The sequence below is a fragment of the Streptomyces sp. NPDC001594 genome (genome assembly GCF_042893675.1).
Taxonomy (GTDB): Bacteria; Actinomycetota; Actinomycetes; order Streptomycetales; family Streptomycetaceae; genus Streptomyces.
Genome location: NZ_JBIAVB010000019.1, coordinates 57641 through 74283 on the forward strand (window position 1 = coordinate 57641; position 16643 = coordinate 74283).

Here is a 16643-nt window from a genome sequence, read left to right on the forward strand (position 1 = left end):
GGCCCGGGTCGTGGAACGGGACCGTGGGAAGGACTGCCGAGGGGGCGCTGCCGGGTGCGGTGAACAGCGAGGTCAGCGGGGGGCGGGCCTGATCGCCCTCCACGTCAACGGCACCCTCGCCGCCACCGGTTACCACGCCAAGGCCAACGCCTGGAACGCCACCGGTCCGCTGGTCCTCGGCCGGTCCAAGTCCCGGGGCGGCCCGGACTCCTTCCTCGACGGCCGGATCAGCGGCCTGACCGTCCACAACCACTCCACCGTCCCCTCGGCCGCCGGGACCGCCCTCGTCTCCCGGGTCAGCGACTCCAAGTGCGCCGACGATAGCGGCGGGGGTACCGCCGACGGGAACCGGATCCAGATCTGGGACTGCAACGGCACCGATGCCCAGAAGTTCGAGATCCGCGAGAACGGTGAGCTGCGGGTCCTCGGCAAGTGCGTGGACGCGGCGGACCACGGCACCCTGGTCCAGTTGTGGACCTGCAACGGCACCGGCCCCCAGCAGTGGCTGCCACAGGCCGACGGGAGTCTCTACAACCCGATGAACAACCGCTGTGTGGACCTGCCCCAGGGGCGCCCGGACAACGGCGTCCAGCTCCAGCTGTGGCCGTGCAACGGCACCAACGCGCAGCGCTGGTCCGCCTCCGGCCTCGCGGCCCCGGTGGGCGCCGCCGTCTGACGCGGCGTGCTCCCGGCCGGCCCGCCTCCCCCGGCACCTGCGGGGAGGCGGGCCTTCTCCCTACCGGGTCCCGTCCAGCATCCTGGTCAGGTCCACCCCGCGACCATCTGGGTCGCCGTGTCGTTGACCATGAGGGCGATGGCGTGCCCGCGGTCGGGCGACCGGTACGCGATGAGGGTGTGCGGGTCCAGGCCCATCTGGAAGACTCCGCCGGTCTCGCAGGTGACCCAGTTGCCGATGGCCGGGGTGGCTCCGGTACCTGAGGTCGTGGGGAGTGCGGTGGCCGTCAGGGCGTCGCCGCCGAACTCGCCGGTGATGACGCCCGTGTGGGTGCCCTGCGCCACGGACGCCGCGGACGTCCCCGCGCTCAGGTTCGAGCCGGTCAGCGTCTGCACCTGCGAGGGCGCCGTCCAGGATCCGGGCGTGCCCGCGGTGAAGACGGCGCGGGGCGCGGTGCCCGGGTGTCGATGTCGGCGAGGAAGACCCGCGAGGGACCGCTGAACCCGGCGGGCGCCAGGTGGAGCAGTCCTCGGCGGCCGAGTCGAGGTCCCGTCCGCCGTCACCGGGTGCTCGAAGAACTGCGGCGCGGTGGTGTTGGCGACGTTGACGATCTCGTGGTTGTTGTCCTCCGCCGGGGAGAGGAGGAGGTTGCGGACGGGGTCGACGAGGGGGTCCTCGGAGATCCCCGCCCGGGTCCTGCGTGGCGATGGGGTCCTCGAAGGTGTTGGTCGCCAGGTTGGTGTACTGGAAGCCCGCGGTGCCCCCGATGCTCAGGCCGATCAGGGCCTTGTTGTGCACGGCGTCCATCGCGACGCCGGTGCTGGTCGCGGACCCGCCGGAGAAGCTGATCCGGGCGGTGCCCTCGTCGGTCAGGGGGTTGGGCAAGGCGCTGGGGTCGAGGCCCGTGCCCTTGAGGACGTAGACGTGGTTGTTGTTACGCGGAGAGCGAGCCCGAGGCCTCGCACGATCCCGGGGGGACCACCGACGCCGGGTGCCCGCAGGCCAGGTAGTGGCTGATCGTCGCCGGCTTCCCGCTGGCCGCCAGCGGGGCGTGCAGGCCGGTGTCGGAGGGGTGGTTGGGGTGGGCGGTCGTGCCGGTGTGGCTGTAGGTGTCGTAGGCCGCGGTGCCCTTGACGCAGACCGTGAAGTCCGGCGAGTTGGTGGTGAAGCTCAGGTGCTTCCCGGTGGCGTCGACGGTCGCCGTGGAGGAGGTGGGTCCGTTCACGTAGCTCTTGCTCACGTTGCCCGGGTTCAGGTCCGACGTGTTGACGAACGTCGTCGTCCCGGAGGGGCACGTGGTGATGTTCCCGCGGCTGTAGGCCGGCTGGACGTGGTGGTCGGCGGTCCGGCGGGGTTCGCCTGCGCTGTCGCCCCCGCCGGGATCGCGGCGGCTCCCAGGGCCATGACGGCGCCCAGGGCGGAAAGTCCCCTGAATCGATGCGTTCGGCCAGTTGCCGTGGTCAACTCGGTCCCTCGCGTGCGTGGTGGGTGTCGCGCCCCGTGGCAGCGTTACGCGGAGTGTTGAAGAACCGCGAGGGGGAGGCGCCGTGGGATCGGGACGGGTCATGGAAGGTGTTTCGACGGCGCGGCGAACGCGTTCGCGGCCGGTGGTGGTTCTAGCTTCGGTACATGGCTGACATGTTCGAGCACGCCCCGCAGGTATGGACCGCCGCGCGGCTGCGTGAAGCTCTCGCGGAGCTGCCCGACGAGACCCCGATCCACATCGGAGTCGCGGACGGGCCGGGTGACTTCGACGGGTACGGCGAGTACGTCCTGGTGGACGCCGAGCCCGTGGAGATGGACGGCGAAGGCGAGGAGGGCGCAGCGCACGTACAGTTCACGCTGTTCGCGGACGCGCGGGCGGGCGCGTACCACCTCGACGTCGACTGATCCCGGCGCGGTGACGGGCGGGGCGGAGTGCTCCGTCCCCCGTCACCCCGGTGGCAGGTTCCTGCCACCGCTGTGGCAGGTTGGCCGGAGATCCGTCGTGCGGCTGCCACAGGTGTGGCAGGATCGGCGGAGCAACCCCCTCCGGTGACGGGCCGTCACGCCCGGTGTGCCCGGGGGACGCCGTCCGTCGACCCGGGAGACCAGCCGGTGACAGAAGCCTTCTCCACAGCGCCTGGGCCTGCGGCCCTCCCCCAGCTGACCGCCGCCGTCGAACGGATCGTCCGCCTCGGAGCCCGGCTCGGGCGGAGCCGTGACGAAGTCCTCCGCGCGGAGACGCTGGGCGGTGCCTGCGGGGTCCCCCTCGACGTCATCCGGGCGCTGCTCCAGGGACGGGCGGCCGGTGAGCCGGACATCCACGAGCGGTTCCGGCAGCGCCTGGACCTGCTGCACGAGACCCACCGCAAGGACGACGGGCGCAAGTTCTCGCACGGGGAGATCGCACGGCAGAGCGGTATCTCCCGGCAGCAGGTCCAGGCACTGCTCTGCGGGGACCGCCGCCCCACGATGGACCACTGCGCACGGCTGGAACGGTTCTTCAACCGACCGGCCGGGTTCCTCCAGTCCGAGGACGCCGAGGCCCTGGGCTGTGCCCTGGCCGGCATCGAGAAGGCGCTCCTGCGGGAGTGCCAGGAGCGCAGCGAGCGCGACGCCCTCGCGGCGGCGTCGGCCGGGGCGGGGAGGCGGCCGAGCCTCTACGAGCGGCACGGCGTCGACGGCATCGCGCTGCGCGCGGCTCTGCTGCCCGACCGGGGGCGCACCAAGCTGCTCGAGTGGCTCGACACCTACATGGAGGAGGAGGCGGCGGCCGAGCAGAGGTCCGGCTCGGCCGGGGAGCGGGCCTGAGGCGTGCCTCCCGGCACACCTGAGGGGTTCGGGAAGGGCCCGTGGCCGGTCATCGGGGCGCGGGGGGCTTGTCGAGCGGCCGGCCGTCGTGTGGCACGGTACGGGCCGGTCGTGTGGAATCCGCGGGGTACCAGTTCCTGCCCGCGCGGGAGAGGGCATTGGGGAGTCGCGTGTTCAAGCAGCGGGAGTTACGGCAGTCCGTCAGCGCCATGGTGGGCGGGCTCGGTCATCTGAAGTCCCCGGTGGCGGCCGAGGTGATCTGCCGGGCGCTCTGCGACGCCATGAGCCTGCGCCGGGGCCGGAAGATCGAGTTCCGCAGCACGTCCTTCCCACCGGGCACCGTCAGCGGTCTCGCCCTCAACATCGGGGACCGGGACCTGATCGTCGTCGAGGAGCGGACCGTCGCCGACCACCGGATCGTCATCACCGGGCACGAGCTGCGCCACCTGGAACTCGGGCACTGCCACGAGCACGTCTCCGAGGGCTCCGTGGCCGCGCGTCTGCTCCACCACGACGCCGACCTCCGGCAGGTGGTCGCGTCGGCGCTGGCGGTCGCCGGCCGGCAGGGTCCCGTACTGCTGGAGGAGGACGGGACCGCCGCCCGCCGGCACCGGATGCGGGAGCAGGCGGCCGAGCGGTACGGGCTGGAGCTGGCACACGCCGTACGCCACCTCCTGACGGTGCCCGACGCTCCCGAGCTCGACCGGAACACCCGGTCCGGCCGGATAGAGGCGGCGCTCTGCAACCACGGGATCCGAGGCTGAGCGTGCCGGATCCGACCGTTCTCTTTCCCACGGTGCTCGGCGGCGTGGCCGCCCTGCTCAGGCTTCCCGGCCTGCTGAGGAATCCGCACGATCCCCTGCTCCGGGCGGTCATGGCCATGCTCGTCGCGGGCGTGGGGGTGTTCTTCTTCACCTCCGTCCCCGTGGTCGCCAAGGTCAACGAGGTCACGGGCATACCGAACGCCGCCGCCCCCTTCGACTACTTCTGGGCCATGGCCTGCGCGGCGTCGGGCATCGTGCTGATCATCAACTGGCGGGGCGGGTCCCCCGAGCGCATCCGGCGGGCCACCCGCTGGTGCATCGCGGCGTACGGGACGCTCTGCGCCGCGCTCGCCGTCCTGTTCTCGCTCGCGGAGGCGCCCGTCGAGCGGCTGCGGGACCTGGACACCTATTACGCCAACACCCCTTACATGCGCGAGATGATCGTCCTCTACCTGGTCGGCCACACCGCGGCCTCGACCGTCATGGCCACCCTGTGCTGGCGCTGGCTGCGCCATGTGGGAGGGGAGCTGAGGGCGGGCCTGGCCCTGATGGTGACGGGCTACGGACTCGCGATCTGCTTCGGCGTCCTCAAGTTCACCGCCCTGGGCGCGCGGTGGACCGGAACGGACTGGGACGTGCTCAGTACCGAGGTGGCGCGGGCCTGCACTTCGGTGGCCGCCCCCCTCATCGCGATGGGCATGGTGCTCCCCATCGTCGTTCGGAGCTTCCGGGGGCGCTGGCGGGACTGGACCCACTACCGGCGGCTGGAACCGCTGTCGCAGCTGGTGGGCGGGCTGGCACCGGCACCGGCGGCGGTCAGCGTCCCGCTGCTGGCGTCGGTGGGCGTACGGCGCCTCCAGCGGGAATCGCTGATCCACGACGGACTGCTCACCCTCAACCCCTACTTCGACCTCGGCCTGCGGGAACGGGCCCTGGCGGAGGCCGTCGCCGGCGGCGCCCCCAGCGCCTACGCGGAGGCCGGCGCGGACGCGGTCATGGTCCTCGCCGCGGTCGAGACGATGCTCGCCGACCCCGAGGGGCGGGTGATCGCCTCTTCGCAGGCGCTCCAGGAACCGGCGGGCAAGGACCGCGACCTGATCCGCATCTCGCAGGCGCTCGTGCACACCTCGAAGCGGGCCGCCGGCGGGCCACGAGCCGCGGGGGCCGCACGTTGAGCAGCGTCTACTACTACCTCCCGGCCGTCCTGCTCCTCGCCTCCTTCGCGCTCCGGGTGCCCGGGCTCGTGCGGCACTGGCGTGATCCGCTGGTGCGTTCCGTGGGCGTGGTGCTCCCCCTCGGCGTGGTCGTCTTCTTCTTCGCCGCGCCGCCGACGGTGTCCGAGGTGAACGCGCTCACCGGCGTCGCCAACTTCTCGGCCCCGCTGGTCTACGCCGTCGTCACCGCGGGGAGCGCCGCCGTCATCAACCTGATGCTCACCTGGCAGGGCGGCCCCGAGGAACGGCGCCGGGCGGCCACCCTCTGGTGCGCCGGGGCCTACGGGGCGGTGATCGTGGCGCTGCTCGCCCTGTTCGCCCTCGGCGACGCTCCCGACGAACGCCTCCAGGACTTCGACACGTACTACTCCACCACCCCGTACCTCCGCGAGATGATCGTCCTCTACCTCGTCGCCCACGCGGTGGCGACGGCCGTCCTGTCGGTCCTGTGCAGGCGGTGGGCGCGCGAGGTGACGGGTCTGCTGCGGACCGGGCTCGTCCTCATCGGGGCCGGAGGGGTCCTGGGCCTCGGCTACACCGTGGGCAAGCTCCTCGCCGTCGGCGCGCGCTGGACCGGCCACGACTGGGACGGGATCAGCACGACGGTGGCCCCCTCCATGGCCGCCCTCTCCTCGCTGCTCCAGTGCGTCGGGTTCGCCCTTCCCGCCATCGGCGAGAGCCTGCGCAGGCAGTGGGACCGGTGGTCGCGGTACCAGCGGCTGGCTCCCCTGTGGGAGACCGTGCGCGCGGTCGTTCCGTACGAGCTCGTGCGCATCCCCCCGTGGTCCTCGCTGAGCAGGCGCCACCTGCGGCGCACCTGCGACATCCGGGACGGGCTGCGGCTGCTCACGCCCTACCTCGGGGCGGTCCCGGCGGCGGGCGGGCCCGAACCCGCGGCCGGCCCAGGGGCGTTGAAACGGGAGGCCGCGGCGCACGCCGCGCTGGTCATCGAGGCGTTCGACTCCCTGCACGGCGGTCCCGGCGCCGCGGGCGGCGGCAGTGTCCAGAGCCTGATCGACAGCGACGACGGACTCGTGCGCCTCTCGGACGCGGTACGGGTTCTGGCGCCGCGCCGCGGCGGGCGTGGCCACGGCCCGTCGGCGGCCCCGCGGAAGGCCGTGTCGTGAAGGGTGCGCGGAGCACCGGCGACCGGTCGGTCCGCCGGCGCGCGGTCGTCATCGGCGGTGGGTCGGCGGGCATGCTGGCCGCCGCCGCGCTGCGGGGCGCGGTCGACGAGGTGCTCGTCGTCGAGAGCGACGAGCTGCCCGACGGGCCGCTCCCCCGCAAGGGGCTGCCGCAGGCCCGGCACGCGCACATGATCTGGAGCGGTGGCGTCCGGGCCGCCGAGGTGGTCCTGCCCGGGATCACCGACCGCTGGCTGGCCGCCGGCGCGAACCGCATCCCGACGCCGACGGGCATGGTCGCGCTCACCTCGCAGGGCTGGCTGCGGCGCTGGGACCGGGAGACGCACTTCGTCCTGGGGTGCACCCGCGACCTCCTGGACTCCGTCGTGCGTGACCACGTCCTGGGCCGGAGGGGGGTCACGGTCCTGGGCGGCACCCGGGCCGAGGGCCTGACGGGGAACGCGTCCCGCGTCACCGGGGTGCGGGTGCGCGGGCGGGACGGCCGCGAGGCGGTCCTGGAGGCCGACTTCGTCGTCGACGCGAGCGGGCGGGCCTCGCGGGCGCCCCGCCATCTGGAGGAGCTTGGGGTGCGCCCGGCGGCCGAGCGCTCCCTGGACCTCGGCCTGGTGTACGCGACACGGGTCTTCCGCGCCCCGGAGGGGGCCGAAGGGTTCCCCATCGTCAGCGTGCAGTCCGATCCGCGCAGCGGGCGCCCCGGGCAGAGCGCGAGCATCCTGCCCGTGGAGGGCGGGCGGTGGATCGTCACGCAGACGGGGACCAGGGCGGGCGCGCCGACGGGGGACGCCGAGGACTTCGCGGCGTTCCCGCGCGGGCTGCGCCATCCCGTGGTCGGGGAGATCATCTCCCGCCTCGAGCCCCTCACCGGCGTGTCGTTGAGCCGCAGCACGCGCAATACGCGGCGGTACTTCGAGCGGGTGCGGGGCTGGCCGGAACGGTTCGTCGTCCTGGGCGACGCCCTCGCGGCGTTCAACCCCCTGTACGGACACGGCGTGTCCGTCGCCGCGCAGACGGCAGCCGTCCTGGGCGCGGAGGTGGGGGCACACGGTGTGGACGCGCCCGGCCTCGCCCGCCGCGTCCAGCGGGCCATGGCGAAGCCGGTCGGCTCGGCGTGGGACCTGGCCATGGGGCAGGACGTGTTCTACCCGGAGGTCCAGGGCGGTGCTCCCGGCCTCCGGGACCGGGTCCTGGCCCGGTACGTGGACCGCCTGGTGAGGACGAGCTGCGGGAGGTTCAGCATGGTGGAGGACCTCACGGACGTCACCTCGCTCCAGGCTCCGCTGACCTCGCTGGTCGGCCCGCGGGTCCTGCTGGGAGCCGTACGCGGGCCGCGGTTCCCGCCGCTGGACGGGCCGCCCCTGACGGCACGGGAGCTGGCGCTCGTCGGTGGTGGGGGGTGGGGGTGACCGGGCCTCGGCGGCCCGGGAGGGTGTGAAAGGGTACGCGTCGGCGCCGCGCCGCTCCGACGCGCCAGCTCCCCGGACCGCGGACGGCGTCCGGGGGAGCAAGATGGGACCGGGCGTAGGCGCACCGCCTGGCGGGGCGTGATCTCAGTGGGGTGAGGAAGATGGGCTGGCGGCACACCGACGCGGAGACCCTCGTGCGACGCGGCGCCGACGGGCAGTTCTACGTGGCGGCCCAGGACGTCACCGCGATCCTCCGCGACATGGCGCGGACCTTCGATCTGCACGCGGAGTCCGACGAGGCCGCCTGGACGGCGGAGGGCCGGGCGGCCCCGGTCAGGCTGGACGAGGAGACGATGCGGACGGTCGCGAGCATCCTGCGGGCACAGGCCGACGAGATGGACGTCCAGCTCATCGAGATCGCCGCGACCAGCACCCCTGCGGGCCGGCCGAAGCCGCCCGGGAAGGGGCGCGGGCAGGCGGGAGCGTGACGGGCGTCAGGGCCGGTCCAGGCCCCAGGTCTGGAGGGTGTACGGGCGGCCCTTCTCCTCGCCCGTGATCGGGGGTACGTCGAGCAGGCGGAAGCCCGCTTTGCCGGCCACGGCGACGCTGGCGGCGTTCTCGGCCTCCAGTTCCAGGATCACCCGCTCCGCGCCCCACTGCTCGAAGGCGTAGGCGGCCATCACGCGGACCGCGCGGGCGGCCAGGCCCTGGCCGCGGTGTGCCGGTCCCACCGCGTAGCCGATCTCCGTGCCTTCGGGGGCGCGGCGGAGCATGATCTCGCCGAGCGGGGTGGCGCCGTCGAGGGTGATGGCGAGGAGGATGGTCGTGCCCTCCCGGCGCAGCTCGCGGTCGCGGACCAGCCGGGCGCGGGCGGCCGTTTCGTCGAAGGGCGTGACGATCGGCGTCCAGTACGCGACGTCGGGGTGGTCGAACAGGCCGGGCATCGCGGCCACGTCGGCCTCCGTCCAGTCGCGCAGGACGAGCCCCTCCCCCGACAGTTCGATCCGTTCGGGCAGGGACGACGTGGAGCTGCTCATGCGGGAGGACCTCTCTGGCCTGTTCAGGACAAGGCAAGATACCCGGGCGCGGGGCGGGCGCACGCGTGGTTTTCCGGCGGGGCCGGGAGCGGGGCTCCCTTCGGGCCCGGAGCGCCGTCGCGGCTACGGCCGGTCCTCCCAGGGCCGCACCCGGCCGACGACGTGCGGCCCCTCGCCCGCGGGAGCCCTCAGCGCGGCGAGTACGCCGCCGCTGATCTCCTCGTGGTCCAGCCAACGGGTGTGCGCTCCCTGGCCGGTGAACCCGAGGACGACGGCATGATAACGGGCCCGGCCCAGTGCCTCGGGCCGGCGGGGGGCGGGAGCCGTGGGGGCCGCGGCTCCGCTTCCGAGTACGTCGAACACCGAGGCGCCCTCCGCCAGGGTGGCGGCGACGGCGGCGTACGCGTGGGGCCGCCCGTGGGCGTGCACCCACAGCACGGCCTGCCGGAAGGGTCCGGTGCGTGCCGCGACCCGGCGCAGCGCCGCGGCGAACGGGACGGGCTCGGTGTAGTCCGCGGCCACCGTCAGCAGCCGGCCGCCTCCGGGGCCGAGGTCCCCGAAGGCCCCCGGTCCGGGCGGTCGCCGGGCCACGACCGCCGCCGTCAGCCCCGTGCGGACCAGCCCGCCCACCATCCCGGCGAGCATCCCGGTGCCGCCCACGACCAGCACCGGACCGGGCACGGAAGCGTCTTCGGTGTGCATCCCGGGATGCTCGCACGGTGGGGCGGCGGGACTCGCCCCGAGCGTGCGGATGAGTGGTCGGCCGGAATGCTGTCCACCTCTTCCGGGTCCGGCCAGTTTGCCCCGGTCCGCGTGGCGGGTCGCGACCGGACTTCGATTCCGCTTCGAGGGGTTCTCGCTCGCTGTGTGAAAACGTCGTTGCGCCAGGGTCCGCTGGGGACGAAAGGACGCACGAAATGACCAAGTCAGGGCGCAAGTTCGGCATCGGCGCCACGGTGGCCGCACTCGTGGCAGTGATGATCACCGTCGTGGGCCCGCAGGGAGCGAGCGCGCAGGACCAGGCCCGCAAGGGCTGGGACCACTTCGGGTTCGGGGTGCCGTGGGAGGACTCCTACGGGTACTCGCAGGCCATCCGAGCCGGTGACACGGTCTACATCTCCGGACAGCTGTCCCACGACGCGGCCGGCAACATCGTGGGCGTCGGCGACTTCGAGAAGCAGGTCCGCCAGTCGTTCGCCAACCTGGACAAGGTGCTCGCGCACTACAAGATCCCGCGCAGCCAGATCATCAGCATGAAGATCTACACCAAGGACCTGCGCAAGAACTTCGACACGGCCGCGCGGCTGCACAAGGAGTACAACGGCAACCACCGCACGACCGACACCATCCTCGGCGTCAGCGACCTGGCCTTCCCCGACCAGCTCGTGGAGATCGAGGCCGTCGCGCTGGTGAAGCCGCGTTCGTGACCGACCGACCGAGCGGGCCGCGCGGTTTCCACCGCGCGGCCGCTCAGTGCGTTGTCGCCCTTCGGGGCCTGGTCGTCCGGGGCGTGGTCATCGGCCGCGGCGTGGAGGTAGGACGAGGCTGAAGAGGACGGCTGCCGCCAGCAGGGCCACGGAGGCGGCGAAGGCGGGGGCGGATTCGCCGGGGGGCAGGAGGAGCGCCCACGGCCGCGTACCGGCTCCGCCCGTGCGTCGGCCCGCGGCCGCGCAGAGCAGGGGGAAGGCCGCGGTGGCGAGGGCCGCGGGCCGGTGGCCGAGGAGCGGCTCCAGGATCAGGGCGAGGGCGAGGAGCACCAGGGTGTTGCGGCCGACCGCCAGGGCGGTGCCGCCGGCTCCCAGGGCGCGGGCGAGGAGGGTGACGGCCAGGACGGCGGCCGCGAGGGCCGTCGCGAGCGCGGTGTCCCAGCGCCGGACGGGCCGGACGGCCGTGGCCTCCGTACGGGGTCCCGAGCGCCCGGTGCCGGACAGCCACAGGGCGGCCGGCACCACCGGGAGCAGTCCTGCCAGCAGGAACCGCCCCGTGGCGCCGGTGAAGGAGGGCACCGGGAGCTCGGTGCCGCCGAAGGCCAGGCCTGCCAGGGTCGTCAGGAGGGTCCAGCCCCCGAGGGCCAGGACGCCCCGGGACTTGAGCCACCAGGTCATCCCGTGCCCCCGGGGAGGGTGAGCAGCGCGGGCCGGTCGCAGGTGGTGAGGGCCTGGCGGTTGTACTCGAACCAGGCCAGCTGCTGTTCCCGGGGCGCGTGCAGCACCTGCTGGACGAGGGCCGTGTCGTCCGGCGAGAGCTGTCCGGGCCGGGGCGGGGACCGCAGGGCGACCGCCGTCAGCCAGGCCGACACCGGGGCGGCTGCCCGGATGGCGGGGTAGTTGTCCGAGGTCCGCGCGCATGCGGGTACGCCGCCCGGCGGCAGGAGCGCGGACGTGAGGCTGTCCGCGATGTCCTCGGCGCCCCGAGGGTGGTTCTTGAGGCCGAGACGGGCCTCGCCCGGTCCGAGGGTGCGGGTGTCGGTGAGGGTGGCGGGCATCCGCACTCCCGCCTGTTCGAGCCGGGCGGCGAAGGTGCGGGTCTGCGCCGCCACCTGCCCGCCGGCCGCGTTCTCGGGCCACAGGCAGACCACGGGCCGTCCGGCCGTGTCGCAGACGAGCTCCGCGTCGGCGCGGGCGGTGACGGAGGCGTAGCCGAGGCCGCGGGCCGACGGCAGCGCGGCGGCGGCGCCGGCGGCGGCCAGCAGGAGGGCGAGGGCGCCGTTGCGGGGCGTCGGCCGGTGGACGAGCAGCAGCGCGGCGGCGCACAGCCCGCCCGCGAAGAGCAGCGGCGCCCAGAGGGCCCGGGGATCGATCACGGAGCCGAGCGAGCAGCACATGGAGAACTCGCCGGCGACCAGCTGCCTCGGCCAGGCGCTGGCCAGCGACACCGGGAAGGCCGCCAGGCAGAACCCGGCGGTCAGCGCGACGGGCGCGGCGACGACGCCGGGCAGGAGCCGTCCGGCGAGGTACCCGGTCAGGGTGGCGGCTGCCACGAGGAGTGCCTCGGCGCCCAGCATCCCGAGGTGCGAGGGGGCGGGGGCGGTCCCGGCGGCGACCGCCGAGTACACCAGGGCCGACAGGAGCCCCACCACACCCATCAGCCACACCGGCACCAGTACCGGGATCACGATGCCCAGCCGGCCGCGGACCGGTGCCTGGCCGAAGACCCCGCCGCGCCGCAGCCGCGCCCCCTCCCAGGCCGCGCTTCCCGCACAGGCCGCGATGACGAAGGACAGGGCGTAGGCGGCGTGGCCGAAGACGGAAGGCCCGTACCCCGTCAGGACGTTCGGCCCGAGGTTGGCGCGGACCGGGAGGACGGCGAAGCAGACCAGGACCGGCAGCAGCACGGTGGCGGAGGAGGAGCGCAGGAGCGTCCACGGCTTCACGGCTCAGACCTCCTGTCCGACGAGCCGCCCGTAGGCGGCCTCCGCCCGCTCCCGCCCGCCGGCGGCGCCGGCCGGGGCGAGGGTGAGGAAGTCGGCGGGGCCGCCCTGGAACCGTACGGTGCCGCGGTCGAGCACCACGACCTGCTGGTACAGCTCGGAGAGGTCCTCGGTCTGGTGCGTGGAGACCAGCACCCGGACGGAGGCCGAGAGTTCCGACACCAGGTCGCGGAAGACCTGGCGTTGCCGCGGGTCCAGCCCGGCGGTGGGCTCGTCCATCAGGATCAGCTCGCTGTCGTGGGTGAGGGCCCCGGCGATGCCCATGCGGCGCAGCTGGCCGCCGCTGACCTGGTGGCTCTTGCGGCCGGCGAGGGGGGTCAGGCCGACCCGCCCGAGGGCTTCGGCGGACGCCTCCCAGGCCGCGGCGCGGGGCATGCCCTTGAGCCAGCCCGCGTACGCGACCTGCTCGCGGACGGTGAGTCCGGGCACGGGCGTGATGTGCTGCGGGATCCAGGCGACCCGTCTGCGGTACCCGGCCAGCCCGCGCCGCCGGTCGGGCCGGCTGCGGCCGAAGGCCACCGTGCCGGCGGCCGGGCGCAGCTGGGAGGCCGCCAATCCCATCAGGGTCGACTTTCCGGCCCCGTTGGGGCCGAGCAGCACGGTGGCCGGTGCGTCGACCGTCAGGTCGAACGCGTCGAGCACCGGGGTCTGCCGGCCGTACCGGAACCTCACACCGTCGAAGACGAGAGCCATGGAGCGACGCGCAATCCGCCGTCCCCCTGGGGGAACGGCTTGTTCTCGGAGGGAGCGGCCGTGGGGGCGTGGCGGAGGGAGACGAGGCCCCCGCCGAAGGATCGAACGCTAGTGCCGGAAGGGACGATTCCGAACAAACCGTCGCCCATCTGGCCTGAACGCGTCGCTCCCGTGCGCCCTGGCCGGAACCATGGCCCTGGCAGGGCCAGGCTGGGCACCGGGGACGGGGGTCACAATCGGGGCATGACCGTGAACCCGCCGACGGCCGCCGCCGCGACCAGCCTGGGCGACTTCCTGCGCACCCGCCGCTCCCGCCTGACGCCCGAGGACGTCGCGCTGCACGACTACGGCGGCCGGCGCCGGGTCGCCGGGTTGCGGCGGGAGGAGATCGCGCGGCTCGCCGGGGTGAGCGTGGAGTACTACACGCGGATGGAACAGGGCCGGGTGCCCAACCCCTCGGAGGGGATCCTCGACGCACTCGCCCGGGCGCTGCGGCTGACCGGGGACGGGACCCGGCACCTGCACCAGCTCGCCCGGCCGGCCCGCCGGGAGGCCGGTGCGGCCGCCGACCGGGAGGGTGGGGAGACCCAGCGGGTGCGGCCGATCCTGCGGCTGCTGCTCGACGAACTGCGCGACGTGCCCGCGATGGTGATGGGCCGCCGGATGGACGTACTGGCCCTGAACGCGGCGGGGCGCGCCCTGCTCGGCGACTTCGGCGCCTCGGGCGGCCCGGGCGGGGGTCCGGGCGGGGGCAACATCGCCCGGACCACCTTCCTCGACCCGGCGGCCCGCGAGCTCTACGCGGACTGGACCGGCTGCGCCCGCGAGAACGTGGCCTACCTGCACCTGGAGGCCGGCCGCCGGCCGCAGGACCCGGAACTGGCGCGGCTCATCGGCGAGTTGTCGATGCGCAGCGAGGAGTTCCGCCGCTGGTGGGCGGAGCACCCGGTGCAGGACAAGACCTCGGGCCGCAAGCGCTTCCGCCACCCGGTCGTCGGTGAGCTGGAGCTTTCGTACGAGACCCTCCGCGCGGCCGACGACGCCGACCAGGCCCTCATCACCTACACCGCCGAACCGGGCACCCCCGACCACGACGCCCTGCGCGTGCTGCTCGCCTGGTCGGCGTCGTCGGACTGACCGCCGGGGCGCGGTCAGCCGGTCGCGGGCGGGCCGAGGTAGGTGCCGCCGGAGACGTCGATGGTCTGGCCGGTCACCCAGCGCCCCTGCGGGCCGGCCAGGAAGCCGACGGCGTCCGCGATGTCCTCCGGCTCGCCGACCCGGCCGAGGGCGGTCATCGCCTCCAGCCCGGCGACCGCTTCGGGGACGTTCAGATAGGCGGCGATCATGTCGGTCCGCACCACGCCGGCGGCGATCGTGTTCACCGTGATGCCGCGCGGGCCCAACGCGTGGGCGAGGGAGGGGGCGAGGGCGGCCAGGGCGGCCTTGGTGGCGGTGTAGCCGATCTGGAGGGGGCTGGCGATACGGGTGGCGGCGGAGCCCATGTTGACGATCCGGCCGCCGTCCCTCAGCAGCGGGAGGGCGCGCTGGACCAGGAAGAGGGGGGTGCTCACGTTGACCGCCAGCAGCTGGTCGAACTCCTCCTCGGTCAGCCGGTCGATCGGACTGACGGAGTGGATGCCGGCGTTGTTGACCAGGATGTCCAGGCCGTCCGCGCCGTGTGCCGCCAGTCCGGCGGTGAGGCCCTCGAACAGCCGGTCCAGCGCGCCGCTCTCGCCGAAGCGGGCCCGCACGGCGAACGCCCGGCCGCCGGCCTCGGATATCCGCGTCACCGTCTCCGCGGCGGCCGCCTCGTTGCCGCCGTAATGGACCGCGACCAGCGCTCCGTCGGCGGCGAGGCGCAGCGCGACCGCGCGCCCGATCCCGCGCGATCCGCCGGTCACCAGTGCGGTCCGGCCGTCCAGTTCGCCCATCGTCGCCTCGTTTCTGGGGTGGGGCCGCGGTCTCGGCCGCGGCCGTGAGCGTCCAGGGTAAGGAGTGTTCCCGCGTGACGGTCGACGACTGCGCGGCGCGGGCGTCAAGAAATTCTTGACAAGTGAGGCGCGTCAAGGTTTTCTTGACACATGTCGATCTTGAAGTCGAGGGCCTCGCGGCCCTCTTTGCACGGGCGGCGCCGATGAGCGCCGCGCCGACGGGTGACGGGCCGCTGCTGGAGCCCGCGGAGACGGACCGGATCCGGGAGGGGATCGCCGCGGCGGTGCTCGGAGCGCCCGAGGGGCTGGCCGCATCGCTCGAGCACGACGCCCACGGGTACCTGCGCCTGCTCGACGCCTCGCGCGTCGGCGCCGAGGAGGCGAGCCGGCTGCTGCGCGAGGCGGTCCAGGGGGCCAGGGCCGCGGGCCACAGCTGGGACACCGTGGGCCGGGTGCTGGGGGTGAGCCGGCAGGCCGCGCAGCAGCGGTTCGCGAGCAAGGCCGTGGCCGCGCCGGCCGCCGCGGGGCCGGGCGCGCCGAAGCGCCGCACGCTCAGCGGGCTGACCGCGTTCAACGAGATGGCCGCCCTGGAGGAGGCCGGACGGGACGGCTGGCACATGGTCGGCTACGGGCCCTTCTTCCACGAGGTCGAGGCGTCGGGCCACCCGTGGGAGCACTGCCGGGTCACCCTCCCCTCCACCGCGCGGCACCGGCGGATGGAGTCGGAGGGGTGGGTCCCGGTGGGTGCGGGCTGGTTCCCGTGGCGGTACTACAAGCGGCCCGTGGGACCGGTCGGCTGAGGGACCGGCGGGCTGACGGACCGGCCGGGAGGAAATCGCGTGCCCGGTGCACGGCGGGCGGAGCAGAATCGGGCCATGGCGGACATCGGGGAGTTCAGGGAAGCGGTGGGCCGGGCGGTGGCCGGCGGGGACGGGAGCGGCCTCGCCGAGGCCGCCCGGGGGGTACGGGGCGTGGTGCTGGTGGAGGGGCCCAGCGACCTCGCCGCGCTGGAGGCCCTGACCGGGCGGCTCGGCCGGGACCTGGCGGCCGAGGGGGTCTGCGTGCTGTCCATGGGCGGTGCGATGAACGTCGGGCGGCACGCCGGGCTGCTCGGGCCGCCGGGGCTGGGGCTGCGCCTCACCGGTCTGTGCGACGAGCGGGAACGGCCCTTCTACGACCGGGCGCTGGAGCGCGCCGGGGCGTCCGGCCGGGAGGTCTTCGTCTGTGTGAAGGACCTTGAGGAGGAGCTGATCCGGGCGCTCGGGGTGGCGCGGGTGGAGGAGATCGTCGAGGCCGAGGGCGAGCTCACGCCCTGGCAGACCTTCACGCGCCAGCCCGCACAGCGGGGGCGGAGCCCGCAGGACCGGATGCGGCGCTTCCTCGGCACGAAGAAGGGGCGGAAGATCCGTTACGGCGGCCTCCTGGCCGAGGCCCTCGATCCGGCGCTCCTGCCCCGCCCCCTGGACGCGCTGCTCGGGCGGCTGTAGCCGGACCGGCGGGGCGGGGCCCGGCCTCGTTGAAGCCCTTGGCCCATGCGGGGGCCGCCGTTGCCGCCGG

General features: G+C 74.3%; 20 protein-coding genes. 12 read left to right on the plus strand and 8 right to left on the minus strand.

All coding sequences use genetic code 11. From position 1 onward, the window contains the following. Window positions 1-10: 10 nt before the first annotated feature. Window positions 11-676: a ricin-type beta-trefoil lectin domain protein gene (locus tag ACFY0O_RS31410; RefSeq protein WP_388952937.1), complete on the plus strand. Its 666-nt coding sequence runs from the start codon at window positions 11-13 to the stop codon at window positions 674-676. Window positions 677-762: 86 nt separating this feature from the next. On the opposite strand, the gene ACFY0O_RS31415 is transcribed toward ACFY0O_RS31410, so the two are convergent. Together ACFY0O_RS31415 and ACFY0O_RS31420 are read right to left on the minus strand one after the other, a co-directional pair. Beyond that, the gene (locus tag ACFY0O_RS31415; RefSeq protein ID WP_388952940.1) at window positions 763-1071 is read right to left on the minus strand and encodes a hypothetical protein; all 309 of its coding nucleotides are present in this window, start codon (window positions 1069-1071) and stop codon (window positions 763-765) included. A gap of 539 nt (window positions 1072-1610) precedes the next feature. Then, window positions 1611-1916, minus strand: coding sequence for a hypothetical protein (locus ACFY0O_RS31420; RefSeq protein ID WP_388952942.1), 306 nt, complete (start codon window positions 1914-1916; stop codon window positions 1611-1613). A 389-nt stretch (window positions 1917-2305) separates the two neighbouring features. Between ACFY0O_RS31420 and ACFY0O_RS31425 the strand changes: the two genes are divergently transcribed. From ACFY0O_RS31425 to ACFY0O_RS31455, 7 genes are all read left to right on the plus strand, one after another. Then, window positions 2306-2566, plus strand: coding sequence for a DUF6225 family protein (locus ACFY0O_RS31425; RefSeq protein WP_388952945.1), 261 nt, complete (start codon window positions 2306-2308; stop codon window positions 2564-2566). A gap of 207 nt (window positions 2567-2773) precedes the next feature. Continuing rightward, a complete protein-coding gene (locus tag ACFY0O_RS31430) occupies window positions 2774-3469 on the plus strand; it encodes a helix-turn-helix domain-containing protein (RefSeq protein WP_388952947.1) in 696 nt (231 codons plus the stop codon). Window positions 3470-3639: 170 nt separating this feature from the next. Further along, window positions 3640-4233 carry a toxin-antitoxin system, toxin component gene (locus ACFY0O_RS31435; protein ID WP_388952949.1) on the plus strand — a complete coding sequence of 198 codons (594 nt, stop codon included), beginning with the start codon at window positions 3640-3642 and terminating at the stop codon, window positions 4231-4233. Between the two features lie 2 nt (window positions 4234-4235). Further along, complete coding sequence (locus tag ACFY0O_RS31440) at window positions 4236-5408, plus strand: MAB_1171c family putative transporter (protein ID WP_388952951.1); 1173 nt, start codon at window positions 4236-4238, stop codon at window positions 5406-5408. After that, window positions 5405-6574 (plus strand): MAB_1171c family putative transporter, encoded by a 1170-nt coding sequence (locus ACFY0O_RS31445; protein ID WP_388952953.1) that lies wholly within the window; start codon window positions 5405-5407, stop codon window positions 6572-6574. The genes ACFY0O_RS31440 and ACFY0O_RS31445 overlap by 4 nt, the downstream gene beginning before the upstream one ends. Continuing rightward, window positions 6571-7995 carry an FAD-dependent oxidoreductase gene (locus ACFY0O_RS31450; protein WP_388952955.1) on the plus strand — a complete coding sequence of 475 codons (1425 nt, stop codon included), beginning with the start codon at window positions 6571-6573 and terminating at the stop codon, window positions 7993-7995. The genes ACFY0O_RS31445 and ACFY0O_RS31450 overlap by 4 nt, the downstream gene beginning before the upstream one ends. 152 nt (window positions 7996-8147) lie before the next feature. Next, the gene (locus ACFY0O_RS31455; protein WP_388952958.1) at window positions 8148-8483 is read left to right on the plus strand and encodes a hypothetical protein; all 336 of its coding nucleotides are present in this window, start codon (window positions 8148-8150) and stop codon (window positions 8481-8483) included. 6 nt (window positions 8484-8489) lie between these two features. On the opposite strand, the gene ACFY0O_RS31460 is transcribed toward ACFY0O_RS31455, so the two are convergent. Next, window positions 8490-9032, minus strand: a complete 543-nt coding sequence (locus ACFY0O_RS31460; RefSeq protein WP_388952959.1) for a GNAT family N-acetyltransferase — start codon at window positions 9030-9032, stop codon at window positions 8490-8492. A 123-nt stretch (window positions 9033-9155) separates the two neighbouring features. Further along, window positions 9156-9734: a hypothetical protein gene (locus tag ACFY0O_RS31465; RefSeq protein WP_388952962.1), complete on the minus strand. Its 579-nt coding sequence runs from the start codon at window positions 9732-9734 to the stop codon at window positions 9156-9158. Between the two features lie 215 nt (window positions 9735-9949). Between ACFY0O_RS31465 and ACFY0O_RS31470 the strand changes: the two genes are divergently transcribed. Continuing rightward, window positions 9950-10459: a RidA family protein gene (locus ACFY0O_RS31470; protein WP_358893418.1), complete on the plus strand. Its 510-nt coding sequence runs from the start codon at window positions 9950-9952 to the stop codon at window positions 10457-10459. A gap of 87 nt (window positions 10460-10546) precedes the next feature. Here the strand turns inward: ACFY0O_RS31470 and ACFY0O_RS31475 are convergent, their stop codons facing one another. Genes ACFY0O_RS31475 through ACFY0O_RS31485 form a run of 3 tightly spaced genes read right to left on the minus strand, consistent with a single transcriptional unit; the run spans window position 10547 to window position 13155 of the window. After that, a complete protein-coding gene (locus ACFY0O_RS31475; protein ID WP_388952965.1) occupies window positions 10547-11137 on the minus strand; it encodes a hypothetical protein in 591 nt (196 codons plus the stop codon). Further along, window positions 11134-12405 (minus strand): hypothetical protein, encoded by a 1272-nt coding sequence (locus ACFY0O_RS31480; protein ID WP_388952967.1) that lies wholly within the window; start codon window positions 12403-12405, stop codon window positions 11134-11136. Before ACFY0O_RS31480 ends, ACFY0O_RS31475 begins: the two co-directional genes overlap by 4 nt. Window positions 12406-12408: 3 nt before the next feature. Continuing rightward, window positions 12409-13155 carry an ATP-binding cassette domain-containing protein gene (locus tag ACFY0O_RS31485; protein WP_388952970.1) on the minus strand — a complete coding sequence of 249 codons (747 nt, stop codon included), beginning with the start codon at window positions 13153-13155 and terminating at the stop codon, window positions 12409-12411. A 243-nt stretch (window positions 13156-13398) separates the two neighbouring features. Here ACFY0O_RS31485 and ACFY0O_RS31490 point away from each other — a divergent pair, with 243 nt between their 5' ends. After that, window positions 13399-14292: a helix-turn-helix transcriptional regulator gene (locus ACFY0O_RS31490; RefSeq protein WP_388952972.1), complete on the plus strand. Its 894-nt coding sequence runs from the start codon at window positions 13399-13401 to the stop codon at window positions 14290-14292. A 14-nt stretch (window positions 14293-14306) separates the two neighbouring features. Here the strand turns inward: ACFY0O_RS31490 and ACFY0O_RS31495 are convergent, their stop codons facing one another. After that, a complete protein-coding gene (locus tag ACFY0O_RS31495; protein WP_388952974.1) occupies window positions 14307-15086 on the minus strand; it encodes an SDR family oxidoreductase in 780 nt (259 codons plus the stop codon). 143 nt (window positions 15087-15229) lie between these two features. Between ACFY0O_RS31495 and ACFY0O_RS31500 the strand changes: the two genes are divergently transcribed. After that, a complete protein-coding gene (locus tag ACFY0O_RS31500) occupies window positions 15230-15886 on the plus strand; it encodes a hypothetical protein (RefSeq protein WP_388952976.1) in 657 nt (218 codons plus the stop codon). A 75-nt stretch (window positions 15887-15961) separates the two neighbouring features. Further along, on the plus strand, window positions 15962-16573 hold the full coding sequence (locus ACFY0O_RS31505) for a TOPRIM nucleotidyl transferase/hydrolase domain-containing protein (protein WP_388952978.1): 612 nt from the start codon (window positions 15962-15964) through the stop codon (window positions 16571-16573). Window positions 16574-16643: the final 70 nt, after the last annotated feature.